This window comes from Nocardioides sp. dk884, assembly GCF_009557055.1.
Lineage (GTDB): Bacteria > Actinomycetota > Actinomycetes > Propionibacteriales > Nocardioidaceae > Nocardioides.
Genome location: NZ_CP045649.1, coordinates 4,123,578 through 4,147,031, shown reverse-complemented (window position 1 = coordinate 4,147,031; position 23,454 = coordinate 4,123,578). Strand labels below are relative to the sequence as shown.

At 73.3% G+C, this 23,454-nt stretch carries 19 protein-coding genes; 12 read left to right on the top strand and 7 right to left on the bottom strand.

Annotated elements, in window-relative coordinates:
* The first annotated feature begins 39 nt into the window (after nucleotides 1-39).
* The 5 genes from GFH29_RS19750 (at nucleotide 40) to GFH29_RS19730 (ending at nucleotide 5,265) form a co-directional block, all read left to right on the top strand.
* Nucleotides 40-678: a TetR/AcrR family transcriptional regulator gene (locus GFH29_RS19750; RefSeq protein ID WP_153325431.1), complete on the top strand. Its 639-nt coding sequence runs from the start codon at nucleotides 40-42 to the stop codon at nucleotides 676-678.
* Nucleotides 675-1,499: a TIGR03084 family metal-binding protein gene (locus GFH29_RS19745; RefSeq protein ID WP_153325430.1), complete on the top strand. Its 825-nt coding sequence runs from the start codon at nucleotides 675-677 to the stop codon at nucleotides 1,497-1,499. Before GFH29_RS19750 ends, GFH29_RS19745 begins: the two co-directional genes overlap by 4 nt.
* 78 nt (nucleotides 1,500-1,577) lie before the next feature.
* Complete coding sequence (locus tag GFH29_RS19740) at nucleotides 1,578-2,750, top strand: acyl-CoA dehydrogenase family protein (RefSeq protein ID WP_153325429.1); 1,173 nt, start codon at nucleotides 1,578-1,580, stop codon at nucleotides 2,748-2,750.
* A gap of 67 nt (nucleotides 2,751-2,817) precedes the next feature.
* On the top strand, nucleotides 2,818-3,978 hold the full coding sequence (locus GFH29_RS19735) for an acyl-CoA dehydrogenase family protein (RefSeq protein ID WP_153325428.1): 1,161 nt from the start codon (nucleotides 2,818-2,820) through the stop codon (nucleotides 3,976-3,978).
* Nucleotides 3,979-4,116: 138 nt separating this feature from the next.
* Nucleotides 4,117-5,265 (top strand): YihY/virulence factor BrkB family protein, encoded by a 1,149-nt coding sequence (locus GFH29_RS19730; RefSeq protein ID WP_228387640.1) that lies wholly within the window; start codon nucleotides 4,117-4,119, stop codon nucleotides 5,263-5,265.
* Between the two features lie 3 nt (nucleotides 5,266-5,268).
* Here the strand turns inward: GFH29_RS19730 and GFH29_RS19725 are convergent, their stop codons facing one another.
* A complete protein-coding gene (locus GFH29_RS19725; protein WP_194289041.1) occupies nucleotides 5,269-6,024 on the bottom strand; it encodes a tyrosine-protein phosphatase in 756 nt (251 codons plus the stop codon).
* Nucleotides 6,025-6,157: 133 nt separating this feature from the next.
* On the opposite strand from GFH29_RS19725, the gene GFH29_RS19720 reads away from it, so the two are divergent.
* Nucleotides 6,158-7,459 carry an HNH endonuclease signature motif containing protein gene (locus tag GFH29_RS19720; protein WP_153325426.1) on the top strand — a complete coding sequence of 434 codons (1,302 nt, stop codon included), beginning with the start codon at nucleotides 6,158-6,160 and terminating at the stop codon, nucleotides 7,457-7,459.
* 156 nt (nucleotides 7,460-7,615) lie between these two features.
* On the opposite strand, the gene GFH29_RS20890 is transcribed toward GFH29_RS19720, so the two are convergent.
* From GFH29_RS20890 to GFH29_RS19690, 6 genes are all read right to left on the bottom strand, one after another.
* Complete coding sequence (locus tag GFH29_RS20890; RefSeq protein WP_153325425.1) at nucleotides 7,616-11,206, bottom strand: M14 family zinc carboxypeptidase; 3,591 nt, start codon at nucleotides 11,204-11,206, stop codon at nucleotides 7,616-7,618.
* 165 nt (nucleotides 11,207-11,371) lie between these two features.
* Nucleotides 11,372-11,935, bottom strand: coding sequence for a protein-L-isoaspartate O-methyltransferase family protein (locus GFH29_RS19710; RefSeq protein WP_153325424.1), 564 nt, complete (start codon nucleotides 11,933-11,935; stop codon nucleotides 11,372-11,374).
* An 88-nt stretch (nucleotides 11,936-12,023) separates the two neighbouring features.
* A complete protein-coding gene (locus tag GFH29_RS19705; protein WP_153325423.1) occupies nucleotides 12,024-12,857 on the bottom strand; it encodes an anti-sigma factor domain-containing protein in 834 nt (277 codons plus the stop codon).
* Entirely contained in the window at nucleotides 12,854-13,453 is a 600-nt protein-coding gene (gene sigK, locus GFH29_RS19700) for an ECF RNA polymerase sigma factor SigK (protein WP_153325422.1), read from the bottom strand. The genes GFH29_RS19705 and sigK overlap by 4 nt, the downstream gene beginning before the upstream one ends.
* Nucleotides 13,454-13,504: 51 nt before the next feature.
* The gene (locus GFH29_RS19695) at nucleotides 13,505-14,203 is read right to left on the bottom strand and encodes a fasciclin domain-containing protein (RefSeq protein WP_153325421.1); all 699 of its coding nucleotides are present in this window, start codon (nucleotides 14,201-14,203) and stop codon (nucleotides 13,505-13,507) included.
* A gap of 123 nt (nucleotides 14,204-14,326) precedes the next feature.
* The gene (locus GFH29_RS19690; protein ID WP_153325420.1) at nucleotides 14,327-15,862 is read right to left on the bottom strand and encodes a molybdopterin-dependent oxidoreductase; all 1,536 of its coding nucleotides are present in this window, start codon (nucleotides 15,860-15,862) and stop codon (nucleotides 14,327-14,329) included.
* A 71-nt stretch (nucleotides 15,863-15,933) separates the two neighbouring features.
* Between GFH29_RS19690 and GFH29_RS19685 the strand changes: the two genes are divergently transcribed.
* From GFH29_RS19685 to GFH29_RS19660, 6 genes are all read left to right on the top strand, one after another.
* On the top strand, nucleotides 15,934-16,692 hold the full coding sequence (locus GFH29_RS19685) for an enoyl-CoA hydratase-related protein (protein ID WP_153325419.1): 759 nt from the start codon (nucleotides 15,934-15,936) through the stop codon (nucleotides 16,690-16,692).
* Between the two features lie 107 nt (nucleotides 16,693-16,799).
* Nucleotides 16,800-17,309, top strand: a complete 510-nt coding sequence (locus tag GFH29_RS19680) for a SigE family RNA polymerase sigma factor (RefSeq protein ID WP_228387639.1) — start codon at nucleotides 16,800-16,802, stop codon at nucleotides 17,307-17,309.
* Nucleotides 17,306-18,643, top strand: coding sequence for a hypothetical protein (locus GFH29_RS19675; RefSeq protein WP_153325417.1), 1,338 nt, complete (start codon nucleotides 17,306-17,308; stop codon nucleotides 18,641-18,643). Before GFH29_RS19680 ends, GFH29_RS19675 begins: the two co-directional genes overlap by 4 nt.
* 175 nt (nucleotides 18,644-18,818) lie before the next feature.
* Nucleotides 18,819-21,002 (top strand): HelD family protein, encoded by a 2,184-nt coding sequence (locus tag GFH29_RS19670; RefSeq protein ID WP_153325416.1) that lies wholly within the window; start codon nucleotides 18,819-18,821, stop codon nucleotides 21,000-21,002.
* 37 nt (nucleotides 21,003-21,039) lie between these two features.
* Nucleotides 21,040-21,378, top strand: coding sequence for a hypothetical protein (locus GFH29_RS19665; protein ID WP_153325415.1), 339 nt, complete (start codon nucleotides 21,040-21,042; stop codon nucleotides 21,376-21,378).
* Between the two features lie 126 nt (nucleotides 21,379-21,504).
* Nucleotides 21,505-23,409 carry an anthranilate synthase family protein gene (locus GFH29_RS19660; RefSeq protein WP_153325414.1) on the top strand — a complete coding sequence of 635 codons (1,905 nt, stop codon included), beginning with the start codon at nucleotides 21,505-21,507 and terminating at the stop codon, nucleotides 23,407-23,409.
* The last annotated feature ends 45 nt before the right edge of the window (nucleotides 23,410-23,454 follow it).

Here is a 23,454-nt window from a genome sequence, read left to right as displayed (position 1 = left end):
AGGCTTGACTGTTTGTTGTTGGGCACCCATGCTGGGGGCATGAGCAGCTCGTCGTCCGATCCCGCCGCCGCAGCTCCCGCGCGGGTGCCGCAGGAGGAGCGGACCCGCGCGATGCGGGCCCGGTTGCTCGAGGCGACCGTCGAGTGCCTCGCCGAGCGCGGCTTCAGCCGGACCTCGACCACCGTCGTCTCCGAGCGTGCCGGGGTGAGCCGGGGCGCCCAGCTGCACCATTTCCCGACCAAGAACGCCCTGGTGGTCGCGGCCGTCGAGCACGTGGCCGACGTGCGGGCCCGCGAGTTGGAGGAGGCGGCGGCCGAGCTGCCCACCGGCCCGGAGCGCACCCGCGCGGTGCTGCAGATGCTGGCCGACCACGTGACCTCGCCGATCTTCACCGCGGCCCTGGAGCTGTGGGTCGCGGCCCGCACCGACGAGACGCTGATGGCCGCGGTCGCGCCGCTGGAGCAGAAGGTCGGCCGCGAGCTGCACCGCCGCACCGTCGAGCTGCTCGGCGCCGACGAGTCGGTGCAGGGGGTGCGCGAGCTCGTGCAGGCCACCCTCGACCTGGTCCGTGGCCTCGGCCTCGCCGACACCCTCACCGACGACGCCCGCCGCCGCGCCGGCGTCCTGGACCGCTGGGCGCTCGTCCTCGACGAGGCGCTCGGCGGGAGCACGTCATGACGCTCCTGGGGGACCTGCTCGCCGACCTCGACGCCGAGGCCGCGCAGCTGCGCGCCGCCGTCGCCGGCCTCGACGACGCGGCCTGGGCCACCCCGACCCCCGCGCCCGGCTGGAGCATCGCCACCCAGGTCGCCCACCTCGCCTGGACCGACGAGCGCGCGCTGCTCGCGGCCGGCGCCCACACCCCCGAGGGTGCGCGCGCCTGGGACGCGGAGGTCGCCCGGGCCCTGCGCGACCCCGCGGCGTACGTCGACGAGGGCGCCCACGAGCTCGCCCGGCTCGAGCCCGCAGTCCTCCTGGCTCGTTGGGACTCGGCCCGCGCCGCCCTGGTCGAGGCGCTGCGAGCGCACCCCTCCGACGTCCGGCTGCCGTGGTACGGCCCGCCGATGTCGGCGACCTCGATGGCCACCGCCCGGCTGATGGAGACCTGGGCGCACGCCCTCGACGTCCACGACGCCCTCGGCGCCCGCCCGGCGCCCACCGACCGGATCCGCCACGTCGCGCACCTCGGCGTCAGCACCCGCGACCACGCCTACGCCACCCGCGGGGAGACGCCGCCGGCCGAGCCGTTCCGGGTGCAGCTGGACGCGCCGTCCGGCGCCGTCTGGACCTGGGGGCCCACCGACGCGGCGCAGACCGTGAGCGGCCCGGCGTACGACTTCTGCCTGCTCGTCACCCAGCGGACGCACCCCGACGACACCACGCTGGTCGTCACCGGCCCGGACGCGCAGCACTGGCTGCGCATCGCCCAGGCCTTCGCCGGCCCGCCCGGCCCCGGCCGCGCGCGCTCCGCCCCCACCGACGCGAGCCCCCATGTCTGAGTTGCTGCGCGTCGGCAACCCCGCCGGCCTCGCCGAGCGGGTCCGCTCGCGCCCCGTCCACGTCCAGGAGGACCTCGCATGACCGCCACGACCGACCCCACGACCGCCACCCCCGAGGAGGCCGCGGAGATCCGCGCGGCCCTCAAGGAGACCGCCCGGGAGTTCACCCGCCGCGAGGTCGCTCCGCACCTGCAGCAGTGGGAGGACGCCGGGGAGATCCCGCGCGAGCTGCACCGCGCCGCCGCCCGCCAGGGGCTGCTCGGCGTCTCCTTCGCCGAGTCGGTGGGCGGCGAGGGCGGCGACCTGCTCGACACCATCGCGCTGCAGGAGGGCATGTTCGCCGAGGGCGCCTCCAGCGGGCTGATGGCCGGGCTGTTCACCAACGGCATCGCGCTGCCCCACATCGCCGCGCACGGCACCCCGGAGCTCATCGACGCCTACGTGCGCCCGACCCTGGCCGGGGAGATGATCGGCGCGCTCGCGATCACCGAGCCCGGCGGCGGCTCCGACGTCGGCAACCTGCGCACCACCGCGGTCCGCGACGGCGACCACTACGTCGTCAACGGCGCGAAGACCTTCATCACCAGCGGCGTGCGCGCCGACTTCGTCACCACCGCGGTGCGCACCGGCGGCCCCGGCTCCAGCGGCGTCAGCCTGCTCGTCATCGACAAGGACACCCCCGGCTTCACCGTCGACCGCCGCCTCGACAAGATGGGCTGGCGCTGCTCCGACACCGCCGAGCTCTCCTTCGTCGACGCGCGAGTGCCGGTCGGCCACCTGGTCGGCGAGGAGAACGCCGGCTTCTGGTACATCGCCGAGCAGTTCGTCGTCGAGCGGATGGCGCTCGCGGTCCACGGCTACGGCATCGCCGGGCGCGCCCTCGCCCTGGCCAAGGAGTACGCCGGCCAGCGCGAGACCTTCGGTGAGCCGCTGATCAAGCGCCAGGCGGTGCGCCACAAGCTCGTCGAGATGCACCGCCAGGTGGAGGTCGCCCGCGCCTACACCCACGAGGTCGCGCGCCGCCACGCCGCCGGCGAGATGGTCATCGCCGAGGCCTGCCTGGCCAAGCAGACCGCGTGCGAGACCGCGGCGTACGTCTGCGACCAGGCGGTGCAGCTGTTCGGCGGGGCCGGCTACATGCACGGCACCGAGGTCGAGCGGCACTACCGCGACGCGCGGCTGCTGCCGATCGGCGGCGGCGCCACCGAGGTGCTCACCGACCTCGCCGCCAAGCTGCTGGGCTACTCCTGATGACCGGGGCCGTCCTCGCCGTGGTCGATCCCGGCGCCACCGATACCCCTGATGAAGGAGAGCACCGATGACCACCTTCTCCGAGACCGAGGAGCGCCAGGAGCTGCGCCGCCAGGTCGCGAAGCTGGCCGGCACCTACGGCCGTGACTGGTTCGCCCGCAAGGCCCGCGCGGGCGAGAAGAGCACCGAGCTGTGGCTCGACATCGGCCGCAAGGGCTACCTCGGCATCAACATCCCTGAGGAGTACGGCGGCGGGGGCGGCGGCATCGGCGACATCGCCGCGGTCTGCGAGGAGCTCGCCGCCCAGGGCTGCCCGCTCCTGCTGATGGTGGTCAGCCCGGCGATCTGCGGCACGGTGATCACCCGCTTCGGCACCGAGGAGCAGAAGCAGCGCTGGCTGCCCGGCATCGCCGACGGCACCTCGACGATGGCCTTCGCGATCACCGAGCCCGACGCCGGCTCGAACTCTCACCGGATCACCACGACCGCACGCCGTGACGGTGAGGACTGGCTGCTCAGCGGCAACAAGGTCTACATCTCCGGCGTCGACGAGGCCGAGCACGTGCTGGTCGTCGCGCGCACCGAGGACGCGCGCACCGGCAACCTCAAGCCGTGCCTGTTCGTGGTCCCCACCGACGCTCCCGGCTTCGAGGCCCAGGAGATCGCGATGGAGATCGTCAGCCCGGAGAAGCAGTTCACCGTCTTCCTCGACGACGTGCGGCTGCCCGCCGACGCGCTGGTCGGCGACGAGGACGCCGGCATCTTCCAGCTCTTCGCGGGGCTCAACCCCGAGCGGATCATGGCCGCCTCCTTCGCCACCGGCCTGGCCCGCTACGCCCTCGACAAGGCCACGACGTACGCCGCGGAGCGCACGGTGTGGAAGACCCCGATCGGGGCCCACCAGGGCGTCGCGCACCCGCTCGCCGAGGCGCACATCGAGGTCGAGCTGGCCCGGCTGATGACCCAGAAGGCTGCCGCGCTGTGCGACGCCGGCGACGACACCGGTGCCGGCGAGGCCGCCAACATGGCCAAGTACGCCGCCGGCGAGGCCTGCGTGAAGGCCGTCGACACCGCCGTGCAGGTCCACGGCGGCAACGGCGCCACCCAGGAGTACGGCGTCGCCGGCCTGCTGGTCGCCTCCCGGGTCACCCGGATCGCCCCGGTGAGCCGCGAGATGATCCTCAACTACGTCGCCCAGCACTCCCTGGGGCTGCCCAAGTCGTACTGACCGCGTGCCGGTAGTCCGCCACACAGGGGTCGTGAATCGCGACGATGACGACCCTGGTGTGGCGGACTACTGCGCCGGGGCGGGCCGCCGTGACCGCGCTGCTGGCGTGACGCCGGTAGCGTGAGGACCGTGGGACGAGTGAGCGAGGGAGTGGACCGCGCCCAGCAGCGGGTCCCGGTCCTCGGCTTCCCGATCGCGGTGATCTACAAGTACTCCGACGACCAGGGCAACTACCTGGCCGCGATCATCACCTACTACGCCTTCATCGCGATCTTCCCGCTGCTCCTGCTCGCCACCTCGGTCCTCGGCTTCGTGCTCCAGGGCGACCTGCCGTTGCAGGAGCGGGTGCTCGACTCGGCGCTGGGGCAGTTCCCGATCATCGGCGACCAGCTCGGCCGCCCCGGCGGGATCAAGGGCTCCACGAGCGGTGTCGTCGTCGGCTTCTGCGTCGCGCTGTACGGCGCGCTCGGGCTCGGCACCGCCGTGCAGAACGCGCTCAACGTCGCCTGGGCGGTCCCGCGCAACAAGCGGCCCAACCCGATCCTGCTGCGGTTGCGCAGCCTCGGGCTGATCTTCACGGTGGGCTTCGCGCTGCTCTCGCTCTCCCTGATCTCCGCGCTCAGCCAGGCCACCGTGTTCGGCGAGCGGGTGGCGTCGTACCGCTGGCCGATCGTGGTGGTCACCGTGGTGGCGACGACCCTCGTGCTCGCCCTGGTGATGCGGATGGGCCTGGCGCGTTCGCACCCGCTGTGGGGCTCGGTGCCCGGCGCGTTCGTGATCGCGGTGCTGTGGCAGACCCTGCAGTACGTCGGCACGCTCTACGTCACCAACGTCCTGGCCGAGACCAGTGAAATGAACCAGACCTTCGCCCTCGTCCTCGGCCTGATCGGCGTGCTGTGGATGGCGGCGGCGATGGCCGTGATCGGCATCGAGGTCAACGTGGTCGCGGTGCGCAAGCTGTGGCCGCGGGCGCTGCTGACCGCGTTCACCGACCGGGTCCGCCTCACCGACGCCGACCGGCGCGCCTACACCAGCTATGTCCGCTCCCAGCGGCACAAGAGCTTCCAGCGGGTGCGGGTCAGCTATGGCCCCTCGCCGCTGGACCAGGACGACCGGCCAGACGCCGAGTACGAGCCGACGCTGCCGCTGGAGTTCCCGGGCCTCGGGGACGTCGACGCCGGGCGCAGCGAGCGCGAGCTCGACGCGGTCGACCGGCAGCCCGGTGGGGAGCTCGAGGCCGGGGTCGACGAGGCGCCCGACGAGGTCCCGGGGGAGCCGCGGCGCTGACCCTCAGCCGCGCAGGCGGGCGCGCAGCGCGTCGAGGACCTGCGGCTCGAGGCCGAGCCCGTCGAGCAGGTAGCGCTCGCGGGTGCCATAGCGCGCCTCCACCGCGGCGTACGCCGTGTGCAGGTAGTCGGCATCGGCGAGCAGCACCGGCTCGAAGACCGCCGCGCTGTCCGGCCCGCGGGTCTCGGCGATCAGGCGCAGCGTGGCCGCTCGGCTCGCGGCGGCGCGGGTGTTGGTGAGCAGGTAGTCGGCCAGCACCACCGTGTCCTCGACCCCCGCCAGGTGGAGCAGCAGCGCGGCGGTCCAGCCGGTGCGGTCCTTGCCGGCGGTGCAGTGGAAGAGGTGGACGCCCTCGACCGCCAGCGAGGTCAGCAGCGTCCCGAGCGCCGCGCGGGTCGCGGGTTCCTCGACGAAGCCGCGATAGACCCGCTCCATCAGCGCCACCGCGGCCTCCGCGTCAGCGAGCTCGGTGATCTCCTCCAGCGGGATGCCGAGGACGTCGACGTGGTGACGGGTCGCCCCGGGCACGTCCACCCCCGGCCGGTGCTCTACCTCCGCCCGCGTGCGCAGGTCGTGGATCGCGCTCACCCCGAGCGACGCGATCGACGCGGCGTCCTCGTCGGTCAGCCGCAGCTCGTTGGAGCGGTAGAAGACCCCGGTACGCAGCGGCGTCCCGTCCCCCGCCCGATGTCCCGGCCCCGCCACGTCACGGAAGTTGTCCGCAGACGCCAGTCGGACCAGGTCCTCCGCTTCGCTCATGGGCGCAGGATAGGGCCGCCCCGGAGGTTGAGTGGTGCCCCGCCGGTCGAGGGCGTCGAGACCACGGCGAGGAACTTGAAAAAAGCGGTGGAGAAACCGTTGTCCTCGAACGTACGTTCGAGTAGGATGAGGCATGGCCGACTCCGAACTCCCCGACTGCGACACCCCAGCCGCTGTGCTGGTGTTCGTGCAGTCGCGTCGGGCTGCGGTGCAGGCGGCGGAGGTCGAGGTCCTCCAGGGGGCGCTGGCGTGGGCGGCGATGCATCCTGCGGAGTCGGTCTCGTCGAGTCCGGCCGTGGGGTGGGTGTTCGCGGAGGTGGCGGTCCCGCTCGGGGGTGAGGGGACGCCGTTGGTGGCGGAGTTCGCGCCGATGGAGCTGGGCGCCGCATTGGGGATGTCGACGGATGCGGCCCGATCGCTGATCGGGGAGGCGTTGGCGCTGGCGCACCGGCTGCCACGGACCTGGAAGGCGGTGCAGGACGGCCAGGTGGCGCCGTGGAAGGCTCGCCGGTTGGCGCAGCTGACGCTGAAGCTGCCCTCGGCGGGTGCGGACTTCGTCGACCGTCAGCTCGCCGGGACCGTCGGGAAGGTCGGGTGGGCGATGATCGAGCGGCTCGTGGACCACGCCCGGGCCACCTTCGACCCCGAGGGCGCGGAGAAGCAGCGCCGGGAGGCCGCGGACGGGCGACGCTTCGACGTCCACGCCCGGGAGGCGACCCATGAGGGGACGGTGCGGGTGGAGGGCGAGCTGGACCTGGCCGATGCCCTCGACCTGGATGCCGCGATCCGCCAGGGTGCGGAGGAGCTGGCCGTGCTTGGCTCGACGGAGTCGCTCGATGTACGCCGTTCGATGGCGGCCGGTGAACTGGCTCGGCGTCAGCTGACCTTGGACCTTCGCGCCGAGGCGGATAACGGCGCCGCGTCGGTGGTGAAGCCGCGCCGGGTGGTCCTCCACGTCCACCTCTCCGACGCCGCGATCAGCCGTGACGAAGCCGGCATCGCGCACGTCGAGGAGACCCGATCGATCGTCTCGACCGACCAGGTCCGCGACTGGTGCGGCAGCCCCGACGCGCAGGTGATCATCAAGCCGGTCATCGACCTCGAGGCCCACCACCACACCGACGCCTACGCCGTCCCGGACCGCCTGGCCGAGCAGACCAAGCTCGCCCAACCGGTGTGCGCGTTCCCGTGGTGTGAGAGACCGGCCCGCCGCTGCGACACCGACCACGTCACCGCTCACGGCGACGCTGGCGAGACGTGCAGCTGCAACCTTGCGCCGTTGTGCCGGCGCCACCATCGCGCCAAGACCCACACGGGCTGGACCTACGACAAGACCGACGCGGCGACGTACCTCTGGCGATCCCCACACGGACTCCACCTGATCAAGAACCACGGCACCACGAGCCTTGTCGCTGCGCGCCCGCCGGACGACTAGGTCCACCGCCCCGGACCCCGCCGGCACCCTGCCGGCGGGGGCACATCCCTGCGTGGGTCTCGACGAGCTCGACCAACGGCGCGCTCCCGCCCGTACGCCGACGGGGCCGGCAGCACCCTGAGGTGCTGCCGGCCCCGCCGGTCGATCTGTCCTGCGTCAGCGCACCACGCGCACCACCGTGCGGGCGTTGGACGCCTTGACCAACGTGTTGCCGGCGTAGCGGACCACGAGGGTCTTCTGGCCGGGGTTGCCGAGCCGTGCCAGCGTCAGCACCACTCGACCCTTCGCGTTGGTGGTGCCGCGGGCCACGACCTTGCCGTTGGAGCGGACCACGACCTTGCCGGTCACGGTCGCGGAGGCGCTGACCTTGACCGTCAGCCGGGCCCGGGTCGTCGGGGTGATCCGCGCCGGGGTCATCTTCTGCACCTTCGTGCTCGAGGCGACCTTCACCACGGCCGCGGGGGTCACCCGCACCGTGGCCGGCGCCGAGGTGGCGGCGGCGGTCAGGTCGTCACCGGCGTACGTCGCGGTGACCGACACCGATCCGGCGGTGGGGAACGGCCCGACCGGGCCGCTGGCCGTGCCGTCGGCGCCCAGGGTGAGGGTGCCGATGGTCGCGGCGCCCGCCTTGAGCGTCACGGTGCCGGACGGGGCGAGGTCGAAGTCGTTGGTGGCCGTCACCGAGACGGTGGCCGTGGACTTCTGGCCCTGCTTGACCGTGGTGGGCGCCATCGACAGCTCGACGCTCGCGTCGGCCTGCGCCGGCTCCCACTCCGGGTCCGCGATCCACTTGCGGTAGCGCTGGTCGGAGGCATCGGCCGGGTCGTAGTCCGACTCGACGTTGCCGGCCGAGTCCACGGCGTACCAGTAGATCGGCGTGCCGACCGGGACGCGGACCCGCTCGCCGCCCTCGCGGGCGCCGCCGGACTCCCACCGGGTGGCGTTGGCCTTCGTGGGCGCCGAGCCGTCGGTCGTGTAGTAGATCTCCGCCGCCTCGTCGGTCTCGAAGACGAACTCGACCTGGGCCGGGTCCGAGGTCTCGACGAACTGCAGCGTGGAGGTCGGGCCGGTCACGTCGAGGTCCTGGTCGCGGGCGACCCGGAGCAGCTCGATGATGCCGTTGGCGTACTCCATCGTCTCGTCGTGGGCACCGGGGCCGGTGGGCGTGAGCGCCTCGAACGGGGGCTGGAAGGTCCGGCCCACCTCGAAGCTCCAGCCGTACAGGCCGTACTTGTACCAGCCGAGGTCGCCGGAGTTGCCGGCCGCGGAGTACAGCACGTCGACGATCGGCCCGGTGCGGGCCGGGGTGACGCTCATGCCGCGGTGCCGCTTGATCGCGGTCAGGATCCGGTCGGAGGCCTGCCAGAAGTAGGCCTCCTCGCCGACGGTCGGCCGCGGGGAGGTGACGCGCCCCTCGGCCTTGTACGCCCCGGGGGCCCACATGAAGTAGTCGCCTGAGGAGTGCATGTTCATCGAGTACCGCATGTTCGGCCGCGCCATCATCCAGTCGACGTTCTGGGCCTCGGGCTCGGAGAGCTCCGCGGGACCGGCGAAGGAGCCGCTGGTGCAGTCGGTGGTCGAGGCGCCGGAGTAGCCGTCGAAGGCGCTGTACTCGGTGTAGTTGCGGTTCAGGTCCACGCCCCAGACATTGCGGCCGGTGGCGTCGTAGGCCCCGCTCTCGGCGCAGTACCGCGTCATGTTCTTGCGCTGCGAGGCGAAGTCGAAGAAGGAGTAATGGCCACCGTCGGGGTTGATCGACGGGGCGATCCAGATCTCCAGGTTGTCGACCAGGTCCTTCGTCGGGGCGTGCGTGGCGTAGTTGCGCAGCAGCCGCTCGGCGACCTCGACCGTGACCAGGGGCGGCACCCACTCGCGGGCGTGCTCCTGGGCGTAGGCCAGGACCCCGGGCTTCGAGCCGTCCCGGGTCTTGCCGATCTTCAGCGCATAGACCGGGTGCGGGTCACGAGAGACCCAGGCCGGCGCGTTGAGGTTGTCGCTCAGCTCGATCACCGGGGTCGCCCGGACGACGCCGGTGCCGGCCTCGGTGCGGTACGGGTAGGCGTCGACCAGGGTCGAGGCCTCCGGGTCGGCCGCGATCGCGTTGACCACGTCGATGGCGGTGGTGGTGATCGCGCCGCTCGCGTCGGTGGCCACGCTGATGGTGACCCGGTTGTCGCTCACGGTGACGTCGAGGGCCGCGTCGGGCGTGCCCGGGTCGACGATCTGCGCGCTGAGGGCGTTGCCGCCCTCGTGGCCCCAGGCGAGGGACTCGATGCCGACCCGCGAGGCGTTCGGCACGGCCTCGGCCGGGACCAGCTGGCCGGTCACGGCGTTGCCGCCGTTGCGGATGCGGGTCGCGTCCATCAGCGAGATGCCGACGGTCGGGATCGTGATGGTCTCGCCGCTCGTCGGGGTGGCGCTGCCGCTCGGGGCGGTCGCCAGGCCGGTGGTGGCGTTGACCAGTGCGACGGCGACCGCGCCGGCGTTCTGGGCGTTGAGGACCTTGTCGGCCAGCGAGCACTCACCGCGGTCGATGACCGCGATCGCGCCGGCGGGCAGGCCGGTGATCGGGCCGCAGCCCATGGTCGGCGTGGCCGCCGGCCAGGCCGCGTTCGCCGCCGACGTCACCCGACGCAGTACGACGGGCGCCGCCGTGGTCTCCGCGGTGGGCAGCAGCGACGCCCAGGCGCCGCTCGACGCCACGGCGTACGGGATCTGGACCTGGCGCCCGTCGATCGTCGCGGTGATCTTGTTGGTGTCCTCGAGCAGGGCCTGCGCCTTGCGGCGGTAGCCCGCCGAGCGGTTCGGGAGCTCGACGACCTCGGCGATCTCGGGGAAGCTCTTCGCGAGCTGCTGGAGGCGGGCGTAGAGCTCGGTGGGCACGAGGTACTTCGACATGTAGTCCTGCTGGTAGCCCGGTCCCTTGAACGGGTCGTCCTCCGAGCCGGTCCGCAGCCAGTCGTTGACCTTCACGATCGTCACGTCGCCGCTGGGGCTGGTGATCTGGATCCGGTCGGGGCGCACCGGTTCGCCGCGCACGTCGACGTGCACCGGCGCGGCGCCGAGGTGGTACATGTACACGCCCGCGTCGACGAAGCGGGTGATCGTCTGGGTGCCGCCGGAGCCCATCGGGGTGCCGGGGCCGCTGTCGCGCTGGACGGTCAGGGGGGTGTCGAGCTCCTGGCCGAAGTCCCACTTGGCCTCGACGGAGAGGGTGCCGACGCCGAACGCGGTGTAGTAGTCGGCTCGGATGATCTCGATGTCGGAGGCGTCGGGCGGGGTGGAGCCCGGGAGGGCACGCTCGCGGACGCTCTTGCCCTTGACGCCGGGGCGGTTCTCCGCCTTGGTGGCGGCGATGGCCTCCTGCCGCTCGGCGAACGCCCGGGCGGAGTCGGCCTGCGAGAACAGCACCTCGCCGAACGTGTAGCCGGCGCGGGTGAGCGCCTCGATCTCGCTGTCGGTGACGACCGCGCGGACCGTCAGCCCGTCGTCGGTCTGCTCGACGCCGTGCTCGAGATCGACGCCGGTGGCGACCAGGCGGTCCATCTCGGCGGTGTCGGCGAGCAGCACCTCCACGACCATGGCCTCCTCGTCGGCCTGGCGCTCCAGGACGAGGTCGGGGGTTCCAGGTGCGGCGGTGACGGTGGGGCTCTCGGCGATGGCCAACATGGACGTGACCAGCGCGGCCGAGAAGATCAGCGCGGGTCCGCGCGCCTTCCAGCGGCGCCGTCGGGTGGGTAGAGACATGCCACTCCTTCACGAAGGGACGCGTCGCGTACGCCGCTGCGGCCCGGTCGACGGGCTTCGGTGAGGGGGACGAGGGTGGCGAGCGAGGTGTCCGGGGGGGGGTGCGAACAACCAAGCAGACGGTTGGTTGCGCGGTCAATGGCCCCAAAGGGCTAGAGAGGTCCCCTACGGCTCGCGCAGCGGCACGAACAGGTACGCGCCGTGGTGGCTGACGGCGGTCCCACCGGGCTCGGCGCGGACCAGGAACATCGTGCCGGCCACGGGGATCACCATCCGCCCGCCGGTGGCCAGCTGGGCCACCAGTGCGTCGGGCAGCGCGGCGGCCTCGGCCGACACCAGCACCCGGTCGTACGGCGCGCCCGCGGGATCGCCCAGGGTGCCGGGGCGGGCGGCCTCGATGCGTGCGGCGGGTCGTCGGGTGGTGGCGAGGTTGGCGGCGCCGACGGCGACCAGGTCCGGCTCGAGCTCCAGGCCGAGCACCTCGCCGGTGGGGCCGGTCAGGTGGGCGAGCAGGGCGGTGGTCCAGCCCGACCCGGATCCGACGTCGAGCACGCGCTGCCCGGGGCGTACGTCGAGCAGCCGCAGCATCGCCGCGACGGTGCGCGGCTGCGAGCAGGTCATGCTGCGCCCGATCGGCAGCGGCCCGTCGTGACCGGCGTGGCGGCGCTCCTCGCGCGGGAGGAACAACGAGCGCGGGGTGGCGGCGAACGCGGCGTCGACGGCGTCCATCGTTCCAGCGAACCACCTGCGGGCGCCGGTGTCAGCACGACACCGGCGCCCGCAGGCGGTCAGGGCAACAGCCCAGCTAGTGCTCCAGCTAGGCCTTGTCGAACTCGAAGAGCGCCACGACCTCGTCGCTCGGGGTCTGCGATCCGCCCTCGGGCTCGACGGTGATGCCGGCGCCGATCGCGGTGGCGGGGTCCCCGGAGAGGACGACGGTGTTGTCCTCGCCCTCCGGCATGATCGCCGCGCTGACCATCCCGACTTCGCGGTGGTCCAGCCAGACCTCGTAGACCTTGCCCTCGGGCGCGGGGGCCATGTCCTCGGTCTCGAGGACGGCCTTGTTCAGCGAGCGGGACACGAGCACCGTGGCCTCGGAGCCGTCGGGGAACTCCTGGCTGTAGGCCTCCAGGTCGTCGGCCTGGCGCACCTGCTCCACCGCCGACAGCGACGGGGTATCGGACCCGCCGTCGTCCCAGGGCTGGGTGACGGTCACCCCCACGGCGCCGGCCACCACCGCGGCGGCGGCCACCGCGAGCACGCTGGTCCAGCGCCGTCGCGACCGGGCCGCGGTGATCGGCGTCGCGCCGGGGGCAGCCGGCTCCTCACCGGATCCGGCAGCGCCGGTCCCGGGGCCGGTCTCCAGCGCGACGGAGCCGAGCTGCTCCTGGCGCTCCGCGGCGTCGTCGTCCTCGACGAGCGGCGGCAGCGGCCGCACGTTCGCGATCTGGGCGAGTACGGCGTCGCGCAGCGCGGGCGGCGGCGGGGTCGCCGTGGTCGAGGCGAGCAGTGCCGTGGCGTCGCGGAGGCTGTCGACCTCCGCCTGGCACGCCTCGCAGCCGGCGAGGTGGCGCTCGAAGTGCGCGCGCTCGACGTCGTCGAGGGCGTCGACGGCGTAGGCGCCCGAAAGCGCGTGGATGTCTTCGCTCACTGGCCTACTCCCATCGTGTCTCGAAGTCTGATCAATCCGTCTCGGATCCGGGTCTTCGCGGTCCCGACCGGCAGGTCGAGCATGTTGGCCACCTGCGCGTGCGTGTAGCCGCCGAAGTACGCCAGCTCGAGCGCCTCGCGCTGCACCGGGGTCAGTGTCTCCAACGCGCCGCGTACGCGCCGGGCCTCCATCGAGGCGTGCGCGGCCTCGGCGGTGGTGTCGTGCTCGACCGGCCGGTTCTGGTGGTGGTAGGTCTCGTCGCGCCGGGTCGCGGCCTCGGCCGAGCGCACCCGGTCGACGGCCTTGCGGTGCGTGATCGTCAGCATCCAGGCCAGCGGTGATCCCCGGTCGGGGTCGAAGCGGCTGGCGGTGCGCCAGATCTCCAGGAAGGCTTCCTGGGTGACCTCCTCGGCCTGGGCCGGGTCACGGACCACGCGCAGGGCGAGGCCGTGCACGCGGGACGCGGTGAGGTCGTAGAGCTGGGCGAAGGCTCCCTGGTCCCCACGAGACGCACTGCGCAGCAGCGGTCCGGGGTCGGGAACCGCCGGCGTCCCCTCCGCAGAGGGGACACCGGCGAGCGGTCGGGTGGGGTCCACAGGGAGATCCTTGCGCGTCAGTGGCCGGTCGTCATGCCCAGGGCGTCGCGATCAGGGCATCAGGACGGTGTCGATGACGTACACCTTGGCGTTGGCGGTGTCGATGTTGCCGCACAGTACGGCCGCCTTCTCATCGCCCACGCTGAACTCCTCACCGGATCCGGTGACCTTGAGCTTGTCGCCGTTGAGCGTCTCGAACGTGCCGTTCAGCTCGTCGGGCTCGACCTCCTCGGTGACCACGTGGTGGGTCAGGATCTGGGTGAGCAGCTTCTTGTTCGCCAGCACCGCGTTGAGGTCCTTCTTCGGGATCGCCGCGAACGCGTCGTTGCTGGGCGCGAAGACGGTGATGTCCTCGGCGGAGTTGAGGGCGTCGACGAGGTCGGCCTCGGTGACGGCGGTGGCGAGGGTCGAGAGCAGCGGGTTGGCGGCCGCGGCGTTGGCGACCGGCTCCTCCGCCATCCCCTCCAGCGACCCCGCGCCCTTCTTCGGCACCGACTCGCAGGCAGCGCCGAAGACCTCGGTGCCCATGGCCGACTCGCTCTCGGTCATCTCGCTGTCGGAGGGCGACATCTCATCGGAGGGCGACATCTCGGAGTCCGAGGGGGACATCTCATCGGACGGGCTGGCGGAGGAGGCGGCATCCGAGGCGGTGTCGCCGCCGTCGTCGTCGCTGCAGGCGGCGAAGCCGAGGGACATCGTGACGGCGACGGCCGCCAGGGCCCCGGTACGGCGAAGGGAGCTGCGCTTCATGGAACTGCCTTTCGATCAATGGTGCGGTCTCGTTCGGCTGTCATCGGGTGTTCGACGCGATCACCCCTACGGATTGGTCCGAGGCTCGAGCGAGCGAGTGCTCCAGACCGGCGCGGCGGCCGCTCAGTCCACGTCCACGACGATCTGCTGCAGGCCGCTGGCGCCCTCGGGGAACGGGTCGGCGCGCACCGGCGTCTGGGTCTCGCCCTCGCCGTCGACCGCGCGCACCGTCAGGGTGTGGCGCCCGCTGCTCGCCTCCCACGGCAGCCACCACTGGCGCCAGTAGTCCTCGCCCACGTCGGGCCCGAGCCGCGCCGGCTGCCAGGCGCCGCCGTCGATGCTCACCTCCACCCGGGCCACGCCGCCGCGGTGCTGAGCCCACGCGATCCCGCCGATCACGGTGTCCCCGGCGTCGATGGTGTCGAAGGACCCGGGGGTGTCGATCCGGCTGGCGAGCTTGATCGGGGCGTCGGTGGCCCAGTCGCGGTCGGTCCAGTACGCCGACTCCGCGGCGTAGGTGGTCAGCGTCATCCGCTCCAGCCACTTCGTGGCGCTGATGAACCCGTAGAGCCCGGGGATCACCAGGCGCACCGGGAAGCCGTGCTCGCGGGGGAGCGCCGCGCCGTTCATGCCCACCGCGACCAGCGCGTCGCGCCCGTCGGTGGCCAGCTCGAGCGGGGTGCTGATCGTCATTCCGTCGACGTCGGTGGACAGGATCTGGTCGGCGCCGCTGCCCACCCCGGCGAGGTCGAGCACGTCGGTGAGCCGCACCCCGAGCCAGCGCGCGCCCCCGACGTACTCCCCGCCGACGGAGTTGCTGACGCAGGTCAGGGTGATGTCCCGCTCGACCAGCGGCATCGCCAGCAGGTCCTCGAAGCTCAGCGTCACCTCGCGCTGCACGTCCCCGTCGATGGTGAGGCGCCAGTCGTCGACGTCGACCAGGGGTACGTCGAGGCGCGTGTCGATGCGGTAGAACTCCTCGCTCGGGGTGCGCAGCGCGGTGATGTCGGGGAACCGCTCCTCCAGCCCGGTCGGGAAACGGGGTGCGCGGTCGGTCGCGGCCGGCAGGTCCACCTCGGCGGGTTGCAGGCGCAGCCGGGTGAGCCAGCGCCCGGCGCCGCCCATCACCGCCGCCGCGAGGCCCAGGACGCCCGCGGCGACCAGCACGCCTCTCCGACTGGGGCGGGCGGCGTCGTCGGCGGGCTCCGGCCACGGGGCGGTGTCGGCGGCGCGGACCAGCCACACCAGCGCGCCGACCCCGGTCAGGGCCGCGACCAGGCTGGGCACGACATCGACGACCCCGGCCTGCGGGCGCGACAGGGCGGCGGCCCCGGCGAGCGCGGTCAGCGCCACCAGCATCGCGGCGCCGAGGGCGGTGCGGTGCCGCGCGACCAGGCCTGCGACCGCGGCGAGGACCAGCACCCCGACGAGCACCGAGCCGACCAGCACCGCCTTGTCGTCGTCGCCGAACGTGCGGATCGCCCACTCCTTCAGCGGCGTCGGCGTCCAGTCGATGACCGTCGAGCCCACCGCCAGCACCGGTGAGGCGGCCGGGTCGAGCAGCGCCGCGGTGAGGTGCCCGGCGGCGGTGCCCACCAGTGCGGCCAGCACCCCGCTCCCGGCGGAGAGCAGGGCGCGCACGCCGCGAGAGGAGTCCATGGGGGTCATTCGGAACCGCCGGGCCCCGCGGATGTGTGTCGGACCCCGCGGCGACGGGGCAGGATGCGCGCATGGCCGAGGCACCCGCACCCGTGGTCGAGTACGCCGTCACCGACGCCGTCGCGACGATCACGCTGGACTCCCCGCACAACCGCAACGCGCTGTCGCGCCAGCTGCTCGCCGAGCTGGAGGACGCCCTGGACCGGGCGGCCGCCGACGACACCGCGCGCGTGGTGCTGATCCGCGCGGCCGGGCGGGTCTTCTGCTCCGGCGCCGACCTCGGCGAGGCCGCGGCCGGCTCGATGGCCGACGGGGCGCGGCGCATCGTCGCCCTCCAGCGCCGCATCCTCGCCCTGCCCAAGCCGGTCGTCACCCGGGTGCACGGTGCGGTCCGCGCCGGCGGCACCGGCATCGTCGCGGCCTCCGACGTCGCGATCGCGGCCGAGGACGCCACCTTCGCGCTCACCGAGGTCAAGCTCGCACTGGCCCCGGCCGCGATCTCGGTGAGCGTGCTGGACCGGATGACCACCCGCGCCGCCGCTCTCACCGCGCTGGGCGGTGAGGTGTTCAGCGGCGCGGACGCGGTGGCGTACGGGCTGGTCACGACGGCGGTGCCTGCCGAGGAGCTGGACGCCGAGGTCGACCGGGTCTGCGCGAGCCTGGCGACCGGGGCCGCGCAGGGACTGCGCGAGACCAAGGCGCTGCTCAACCGCGACCTGATCGCCCGCCTCGACGAGCGGGGCGAGGAGCTCGCCGGGCTCAGCGCCCGGCTCTTCGGCTCCGAGGAGGCTCGGGCGGCGATGACCGCGTTCCTGCAGCGCGGCCGCTAGCCGGTCCGGCTGCCGGGGCAACCTTTCGCGGGACCCAGCGGGTCCGGAAGGGCATGACCACACTGCCAGGGCCGACCCAGGCCGCCGTCTCGGGGGGAGCAGGACACGTGGAGCGCATCGACTTCGACGAGTTCGTGGCCGCCCGGTCGAGCGGCCTGCTACGCACGGCCTATCTGCTGACCCACGACCACGCCCTCGCCGAGGACCTGCTGCAGACCGCGCTGGCCAAGGCGTGGTTCGCCTGGTCGCGGATCGAGACCTCCCCGGAGGCCTACGTGCGCCGGATCCTGGTCACGACGTACGCCTCCTGGTGGCGGCGGCGCTGGAACGGCGAGCACGCCACCGAGGAGCTGCCCGAGACCCCGGGGCCCGACGCGAGCGCCGCCAGCGACGCCGCCCACGACCTGTGGACCGCGATGGGCCGGCTGCCGCGCCGCCAGCGCGCGGTGGTGGTGCTGCGCTACGTCGAGGACCTCACCGAGGCGCAGACCGCCGACCTGCTCGGCTGCTCCGTCGGCACCGTCAAGAGCCAGGCCAGCAAGGCGCTGGCCAAGCTCCGCATCGACCCCGCCCTGAGCGAGGACCACCAGCACCTGCCCGAGGGGGACCTGCGATGAGCACCATCGACGACCTCAAGACCACCCTGCACCACGCCGCCGACGGCCCCGACCACGCGCTCGGGGGCCGCGCGGCAGCGGTGCACCAGCGGGTCCGCGTCGTACGCCGCCGGCGGCGGGTGGCCGTGGCGGGCACGGTCGCGGCACTGGTGGCCGTCGCGGGCATCGGCGTCGGTGTCGGGCTGGACCGCGACGAGCGCAACGACACCCTCGACCCCGCGCACGGCCTCGACATCGACTCCACCATCACCTGGAACGGCTTCGAGTACGCCGTCGTGGACGCCGAGCGGGTCGAGCTCGCCGAGGCCGGGGCCGACGACCTGCGCGTCGAGCCGGGCGGCGGGGACGACACGCGGCTGCTCGCCGTCGAGACCGACGGCCTGGGCACGGGGGACGTCACCCTGGTCGGCGGCGGCGAGATCCTGGGCCGCGCGTCCGACGCGCTGCCGGTCACCATCGACGCCTACACCCGCGAGATCCGCCTCGAGGTCGGCGACCCGTCCGGGGAGGCGGCCGACCCGGCCGCGAACGCCACCGTGACCTGGGCGGTCTACGAGCGCACCGACACGCTGCCCGAGGGGCCCAGCGACGGGCACGCGGTCTGGCCCGAGCGGTCCGGGGGCATGACGCTGGTCGCCGGCGGCTTCTCCGAGCCGGGCAGCGGCGTGCTCGAGGCCGAGTACCGCGGCCGGCTCGACGCCGTCAGGTTCTCGACGTACTGCCGCAGCAGCGAGCCGGGGCTCTTCCTGCATGTCGCCGTGGACGGGGAGAGCCGCGGGTTCGGACACCGCTGCACCGCCGACCCCGGCGAGGACCCCACCGGTGTCTGGAGCGGCATGGACGGCGCGGAGGTCGCCGCGCACACCTTCTCCGTCCGGGTGACCCGCGACGAGCTCGGCCGGGGTGAGCCGGTCAGCGTCGACGACCTGGTGGTCGGGGTGGGGGTCTACGAGACCGATGGGCGCTTCCGCGTGCAGGGCCAGTGGCTCGACGAGGTGGTCGAGGAGGGGACCCTGTGGCGCCGCGACCGGGTGCACCGGCTCACCTCGACGGCCGAGACCCTGCGGATCGACACCACCGACGGTCCGGTCTCGCTCCATCTGGTCAGCCCGGGTGGCCCCACCGTCGCGCTCGTGGCCCAGGGGCGGCGGCCCGGCTCGGCCACCAGCAGCCCGTTCATCGGCGCAGGCGGCTCGCTCAGCATCCACCTGCCGGCCGGCGACGTCTACGAGGTCGCCCTGGACACCGACACCGAGCGCACCGACGCGCCCGGCGAGGGCGCGGTGGAGGACGTCGAGGCGAGCGTGGTGGTCTACCGCCCGACCGGCCGCTGAGCTCCGCCGGCGTGGGCCGGGTCGCACCGACGAGCAGGAACTCGGCGGTTCGCTCCGGTCCGCGCCACGCTCCGGATACAGTTGCTCGCTTGCCCCGACCGCCGACGCGGACAGGGCTGGTCAGCCGGCGCAGGCCGGTCCGTAGAGCGGAACCGTGTGTCGAGGGGATCCATCCGTGAGTGACGAGCTGGTCGAGCAGGAGCTCCAGGGGGAGCAGGAGTTCGTGGACCGGGTCTACCGGCAGCTGGCGGACTCCGCGGAGGCCGCCAAGCAGCTGGCCCGGGAGGGCCACGACCGCGGCAAGATCGGGCACGAGGGCGGGCTCGTGGAGCGCGACGCGATGGTCTTCCAGGCCGCCAAGCGCCTCGCCCAGCTCGACGCCGCCCACGAGGGACTGGTCTTCGGCCGCCTCGACCTGCGCCCCGAGCGCGACGCCGCGCCGCGCTACATCGGCCGGGTCGGGCTGCGCGACGAGCACCGCGACTCGCTGCTGATCGACTGGCGCGCGCCGGCCGCCGCGGTGTTCTACCAGGCGACTGCGGCCACCCCGCACGACGTCGTACGCCGCCGGGTGCTGCGCTGCGTCGGCCCGAAGGTGGTCAGCGTCGAGGACGAGCTGCTCGACGACTCCGTCGAGACCGACCTGCCGATCGTCGGCGAGGGCGCGCTGATGGCGCAGCTCTCCCGCGCCCGCGACCGCTCCATGCACTCGATCGTCGCCACCATCCAGGCCGAGCAGGACAAGGCGATCCGCGCGCCCGGCAAGGGCGTCGTGTCGATCTCCGGCGGCCCCGGCACCGGCAAGACAGTGGTGGCGCTGCACCGCGCGGCGTACCTGCTCTACAGCGACCGGCGCCGCTACGAGTCCGGCGGCGTGCTGGTCGTGGGCCCGAGCGGGGTCTTCATGCGCTACATCGAGCGGGTGCTGCCGAGCCTCGGTGAGACCGCCGTGGCGCTGCGCTCGCTCGGCGAGGTCGTCGACGGGGTCCGCGCGACCCGCCACGACGAGCCCGCGGTGGCCGACGTCAAGGGCGCGGCCCGGATGGCCGAGGTGCTGCGCCGCCTCGCGCGCCAGCAGGCGCCCGGCAGCCCCGGCCACTTCAAGATCTTCTACCGCGACGACACCCTGGTCCTCGACCGCGGCGTGCTCGGCCGGGTGCGCCGCCAGCTGATGAGCCAGGGCCCCCGCAACAAGCAGCTGCCCCGCGTCGCGCACGCGCTGCTCGACGCGCTGTGGCGCCAGGTGCGCGGTGAGCGCGGTCGTGAGCGCGGCCGCGAGTCGTTCAACGAGGACATGCTCTCCGACGACCGCTTCGTCGACTTCGCCGCGGCCTGGTGGCCGCCGCTGGACGCACGCTCGGTGCTCGGCTGGCTGCGCGACCCCGAGGTGCTGGCCCGGGTCTCCGACGGCCTGCTCAGCGAGGAGGACCAGCGGCTGCTGCTGAAGTCGTGGACCGGCGACCCGCGCGACCTCTCGGTCGAGGACGTCGCGCTGCTCGACGAGCTGCGCTACGCCCTCGGCGACGTCCCGGCCAAGGCCGACGACGCGCGCGACGACCCGATGGCGCTGATCACGGGCGGCGTCGACATGCAGGAGCTGTTCACCGCCGCCGACCGCGAGTACGCCCCCACCGGGCGCGCCTGGGCGCCGCCGACGCACCGCATCGAGGACGACCCCTACGCCCACGTGCTCATCGACGAGGCGCAGGACCTGACCCCGATGCAGTGGCGGATGGTCGGTCGCCGTGGCCGCACCGCCTCCTGGACCATCGTCGGCGACCCGGCGCAGTCGTCCTGGCCGGTGCCGAAGGAGGCCAACGACGCCCGGGCCGAGGCGCTGGCGGGCAAGTTCGTCCACGAGTTCCACCTCTCGACCAACTACCGCAACTCCGCGGAGATCTACGCCCACGCCGCGGCGTACGCCGAGCGGGTCGGCCTGGACGCCGACCTGCCCACCGCGGTGCGCTCGACCGGCGTCGAGCCCCGCATCGTGGAGGACGTCGACGACCTCGAGGCCGCCGTACGCGCCGAGGTCGACGCGATCGCCGGGCAGGTCGCCGGCACCGTCGGCATCGTGGTGCCCGCGGCCCGTCGCGCCGAGGTGAACTCCTGGCTGGCCGCGTGGCCGGAGCGTGCCGAGGACGCCCCCGGCGCCCGCGCCGCCGCCGGCGACGCCACGGTCACGCCCTCGGGGGAGGACCGCGTCGTGGTGCTCACCGGCCTGGACACCAAGGGCCTGGAGTTCGACGGCATCGTGATCGTGCGCCCGCAGGAGATCGAGGACGAGTCGGTCACCGGCCGCGCCACCCTCTACGTCGTCCTCACCCGCGCCACCCAGCTGCTCACCACCGTCTCCTGAGGGTTTCGCGGCCGGGCGGAGCGGGGACGGCTGCGTCATGCGCATCGTGACGATCGGGGGAGCGCTGCTCCTGGCCCTGGTGCTCGGCTTCGCGGCCGGCTGGCTGGTCTTCGACGAGGACGAACCCGACGACCGCGAGGTGGCCTGCGCCGGTGCGCGGTCGCTGCCCGAGGACCCCGGGGAGCGCTGGGGCCCCGCGCTGGCCAACCAGGTCCACGGCGTCGCGATGCTCGCCCAGGGCGCCGGCTCGACCGGTGAGGGCCTCGACGACCTCGACGAGCTCGGGCGCGCCGGACGCGAGCTCCAGGGGGTCCTGCGCGACCTCGAGGTCGAGCGGTACGACGGCGCCCGCGCGGCGCTGCTGGAGGCCTGCTAGCGGCGACGGGCCGGCGTCCCGCCCACCTGTCACGCGGCGTCGTCGACGCTGCACACGTCTCCTGAGGCGTGTCCAGCGTCCACAACCCCGCGTCACAGCGAACGGGGGCGCAACTAGAGTTCGGCCATGACTGCGACGACCTCTGCCCGGGACGCCATCAAGGCACTCCAGGGGCACGAGGCGTGGGCGATCATCCGGCGCTCCACCCGGGCCGGGGACCGCGACACCGTGGGCCTGGTCGGGGGTCGGCGCAGCGTCGTGGAGTCGCTGCTCGACGTACCCCTCGAGGAGGGTCCGCCGGCCGAGGGGCACATCGCCGACCGGCTGCTCGCGATCCCGTTCCGCCAGGTCGCCGAGCGCGGCTTCGAGGCCCACGACGACCAGACCCCGCTCGTCGTGGTCGACGTCGAGACCGAGCTGGAGTTCTCCGTCGCCGAGATCGTCGAGGCGATCGACGACGTCGAGGTGGCCTTCACCGACCGAGGCGGCTTCGAGACCTCCGACGAGGAGTACGCCGGGGTCGTCGAGGCGATCATCCGCGACGAGATCGGCCAGGGCGAGGGCGCCAACCTCGTCGTCGGGCGCCACTACCGCGCCCAGGTCGCCGACTGGGGCGCCGACAAGGCGCTCGCGGTCCTCAAGCGACTCCTCGAGCGCGAGCGTGGCGCCTACTGGACCTACCTGTTCTTCACCGGCGACCGCTACCTCGTGGGCGCCACCCCCGAGCGGCACGTCTCCATCCACGGCGGCGACGTCCGGATGAACCCGATCTCCGGCACCTTCCGTCTCGGCGGCGGCGAGGACACCCAGCAGCGGCTGCTGGACTTCCTCGCCGACGAGAAGGAGGTCTACGAGCTCTTCATGGTGGTCGACGAAGAGCTCAAGATGATGTGCGACATCTGCGACCAGGGCGGACAGGTCCTCGGCCCGTTCCTCAAGCCGATGAGCCGCCTCGTGCACACCGAGTACCTCCTCGCCGGCCGCACCACCCGCGACCCCCGCGAGGTCCTGCGCGACACGATGTACGCCGCCACCGTCACCGGCAGCCCGGTGCGCAACGCCTGCCGCTTGATCAAGAAGTACGAGACCGAGGGGCGCGGCTACTACGGCGCCGCCCTCGCGGTGCTGGGGCGCGACGCCGAGGGCGGCCCGGTCGTGGACAGCCCGATCGTGATCCGCACCGCCGACGTCGACCTCGACGGCAACCTCAAGGTCACCGCCGGCGCGACGCTGGTGCGCGACTCCGACCCGGCGTACGAGGTGGCGGAGACGCACGCCAAGGCCGGCGGCATCCTCAGCGCCTTCGGCCTGGTCGAGCCCGCGCCGGTGCCCGACGTGAACGTCGGCGAGCTGGTCCTCGACGAGGACGTGCTGCTCGCGCTCAACGCCCGCAACCAGCGGCTCTCGACGTTCTGGCTGACCGACCAGGCCGGCGTCTCGCCCGAGCCCGGCCTCCGCGGCAAGCGGGCGGTCATCCTCGACGGCGACGACGACTTCGTGAACATGCTGCGCCACGTGCTGCGGGTGCTCGGCATGAGCAGCGACGTGGTGCGCCACGAGGACTACGAGCCCGGCTGCCTGAGCGGCTACGACCTGGTGCTCGTCGGGCCCGGCCCCGGCGACCCCCGCGACGACACCGACCCCAAGATGGCCCACCTGCGCGCCGCGGTCGACGAGCTGCTCGCCGCCGAGCAGCCGTTCCTCGCCGTCTGCCTGGGCCACCAGGCGCTGTGCCACCGCCTCGGCATCCCGCTGGCGTTCAAGGACATCGTCTTCCAGGGCACCCAGTCGCCGGTGCGGATCGGGCGCCGCACCGAGCGCGTCGGCTTCTACAACACCTTCGTCGGGCGGGTCTCGCCGGACACCGAGCTGCCCGACGGCGTCAGCGTCGAGTCAGATACCGAGACGGGCGACGTGCATCTGGTGCGGGGTCCCCACTATCGTGGGATCCAGTTCCACGCCGAGTCGATCCTGACCGAGCGTGGCTTCGAGATCCTGCACGACCTCGTCGCCGACCTCCTGCTCGACTGAAGACCCCTCCGGGGAGTCCTCGCGCAGGTCACAGACGGGACAGGG

Coding starts and splice junctions, on each gene's coding strand:
- GFH29_RS19675 (WP_153325417.1), top strand. CDS start 17,306: ATGAGCACCATCGACGACCTCAAGACCACCCTGCACCACGCCGCCGAC.
- GFH29_RS19710 (WP_153325424.1), bottom strand. CDS start 11,935: ATGGACGCCGTCGACGCCGCGTTCGCCGCCACCCCGCGCTCGTTGTTC.
- GFH29_RS19665 (WP_153325415.1), top strand. CDS start 21,040: ATGCGCATCGTGACGATCGGGGGAGCGCTGCTCCTGGCCCTGGTGCTC.
- GFH29_RS19750 (WP_153325431.1), top strand. CDS start 40: ATGAGCAGCTCGTCGTCCGATCCCGCCGCCGCAGCTCCCGCGCGGGTG.
- GFH29_RS20890 (WP_153325425.1), bottom strand. CDS start 11,206: ATGTCTCTACCCACCCGACGGCGCCGCTGGAAGGCGCGCGGACCCGCG.
- GFH29_RS19735 (WP_153325428.1), top strand. CDS start 2,818: ATGACCACCTTCTCCGAGACCGAGGAGCGCCAGGAGCTGCGCCGCCAG.
- GFH29_RS19720 (WP_153325426.1), top strand. CDS start 6,158: ATGGCCGACTCCGAACTCCCCGACTGCGACACCCCAGCCGCTGTGCTG.
- GFH29_RS19745 (WP_153325430.1), top strand. CDS start 675: ATGACGCTCCTGGGGGACCTGCTCGCCGACCTCGACGCCGAGGCCGCG.
- GFH29_RS19725 (WP_194289041.1), bottom strand. CDS start 6,024: ATGAGCGAAGCGGAGGACCTGGTCCGACTGGCGTCTGCGGACAACTTC.
- GFH29_RS19660 (WP_153325414.1), top strand. CDS start 21,505: ATGACTGCGACGACCTCTGCCCGGGACGCCATCAAGGCACTCCAGGGG.
- GFH29_RS19740 (WP_153325429.1), top strand. CDS start 1,578: ATGACCGCCACGACCGACCCCACGACCGCCACCCCCGAGGAGGCCGCG.
- GFH29_RS19685 (WP_153325419.1), top strand. CDS start 15,934: ATGGCCGAGGCACCCGCACCCGTGGTCGAGTACGCCGTCACCGACGCC.
- GFH29_RS19695 (WP_153325421.1), bottom strand. CDS start 14,203: ATGAAGCGCAGCTCCCTTCGCCGTACCGGGGCCCTGGCGGCCGTCGCC.
- GFH29_RS19690 (WP_153325420.1), bottom strand. CDS start 15,862: ATGGACTCCTCTCGCGGCGTGCGCGCCCTGCTCTCCGCCGGGAGCGGG.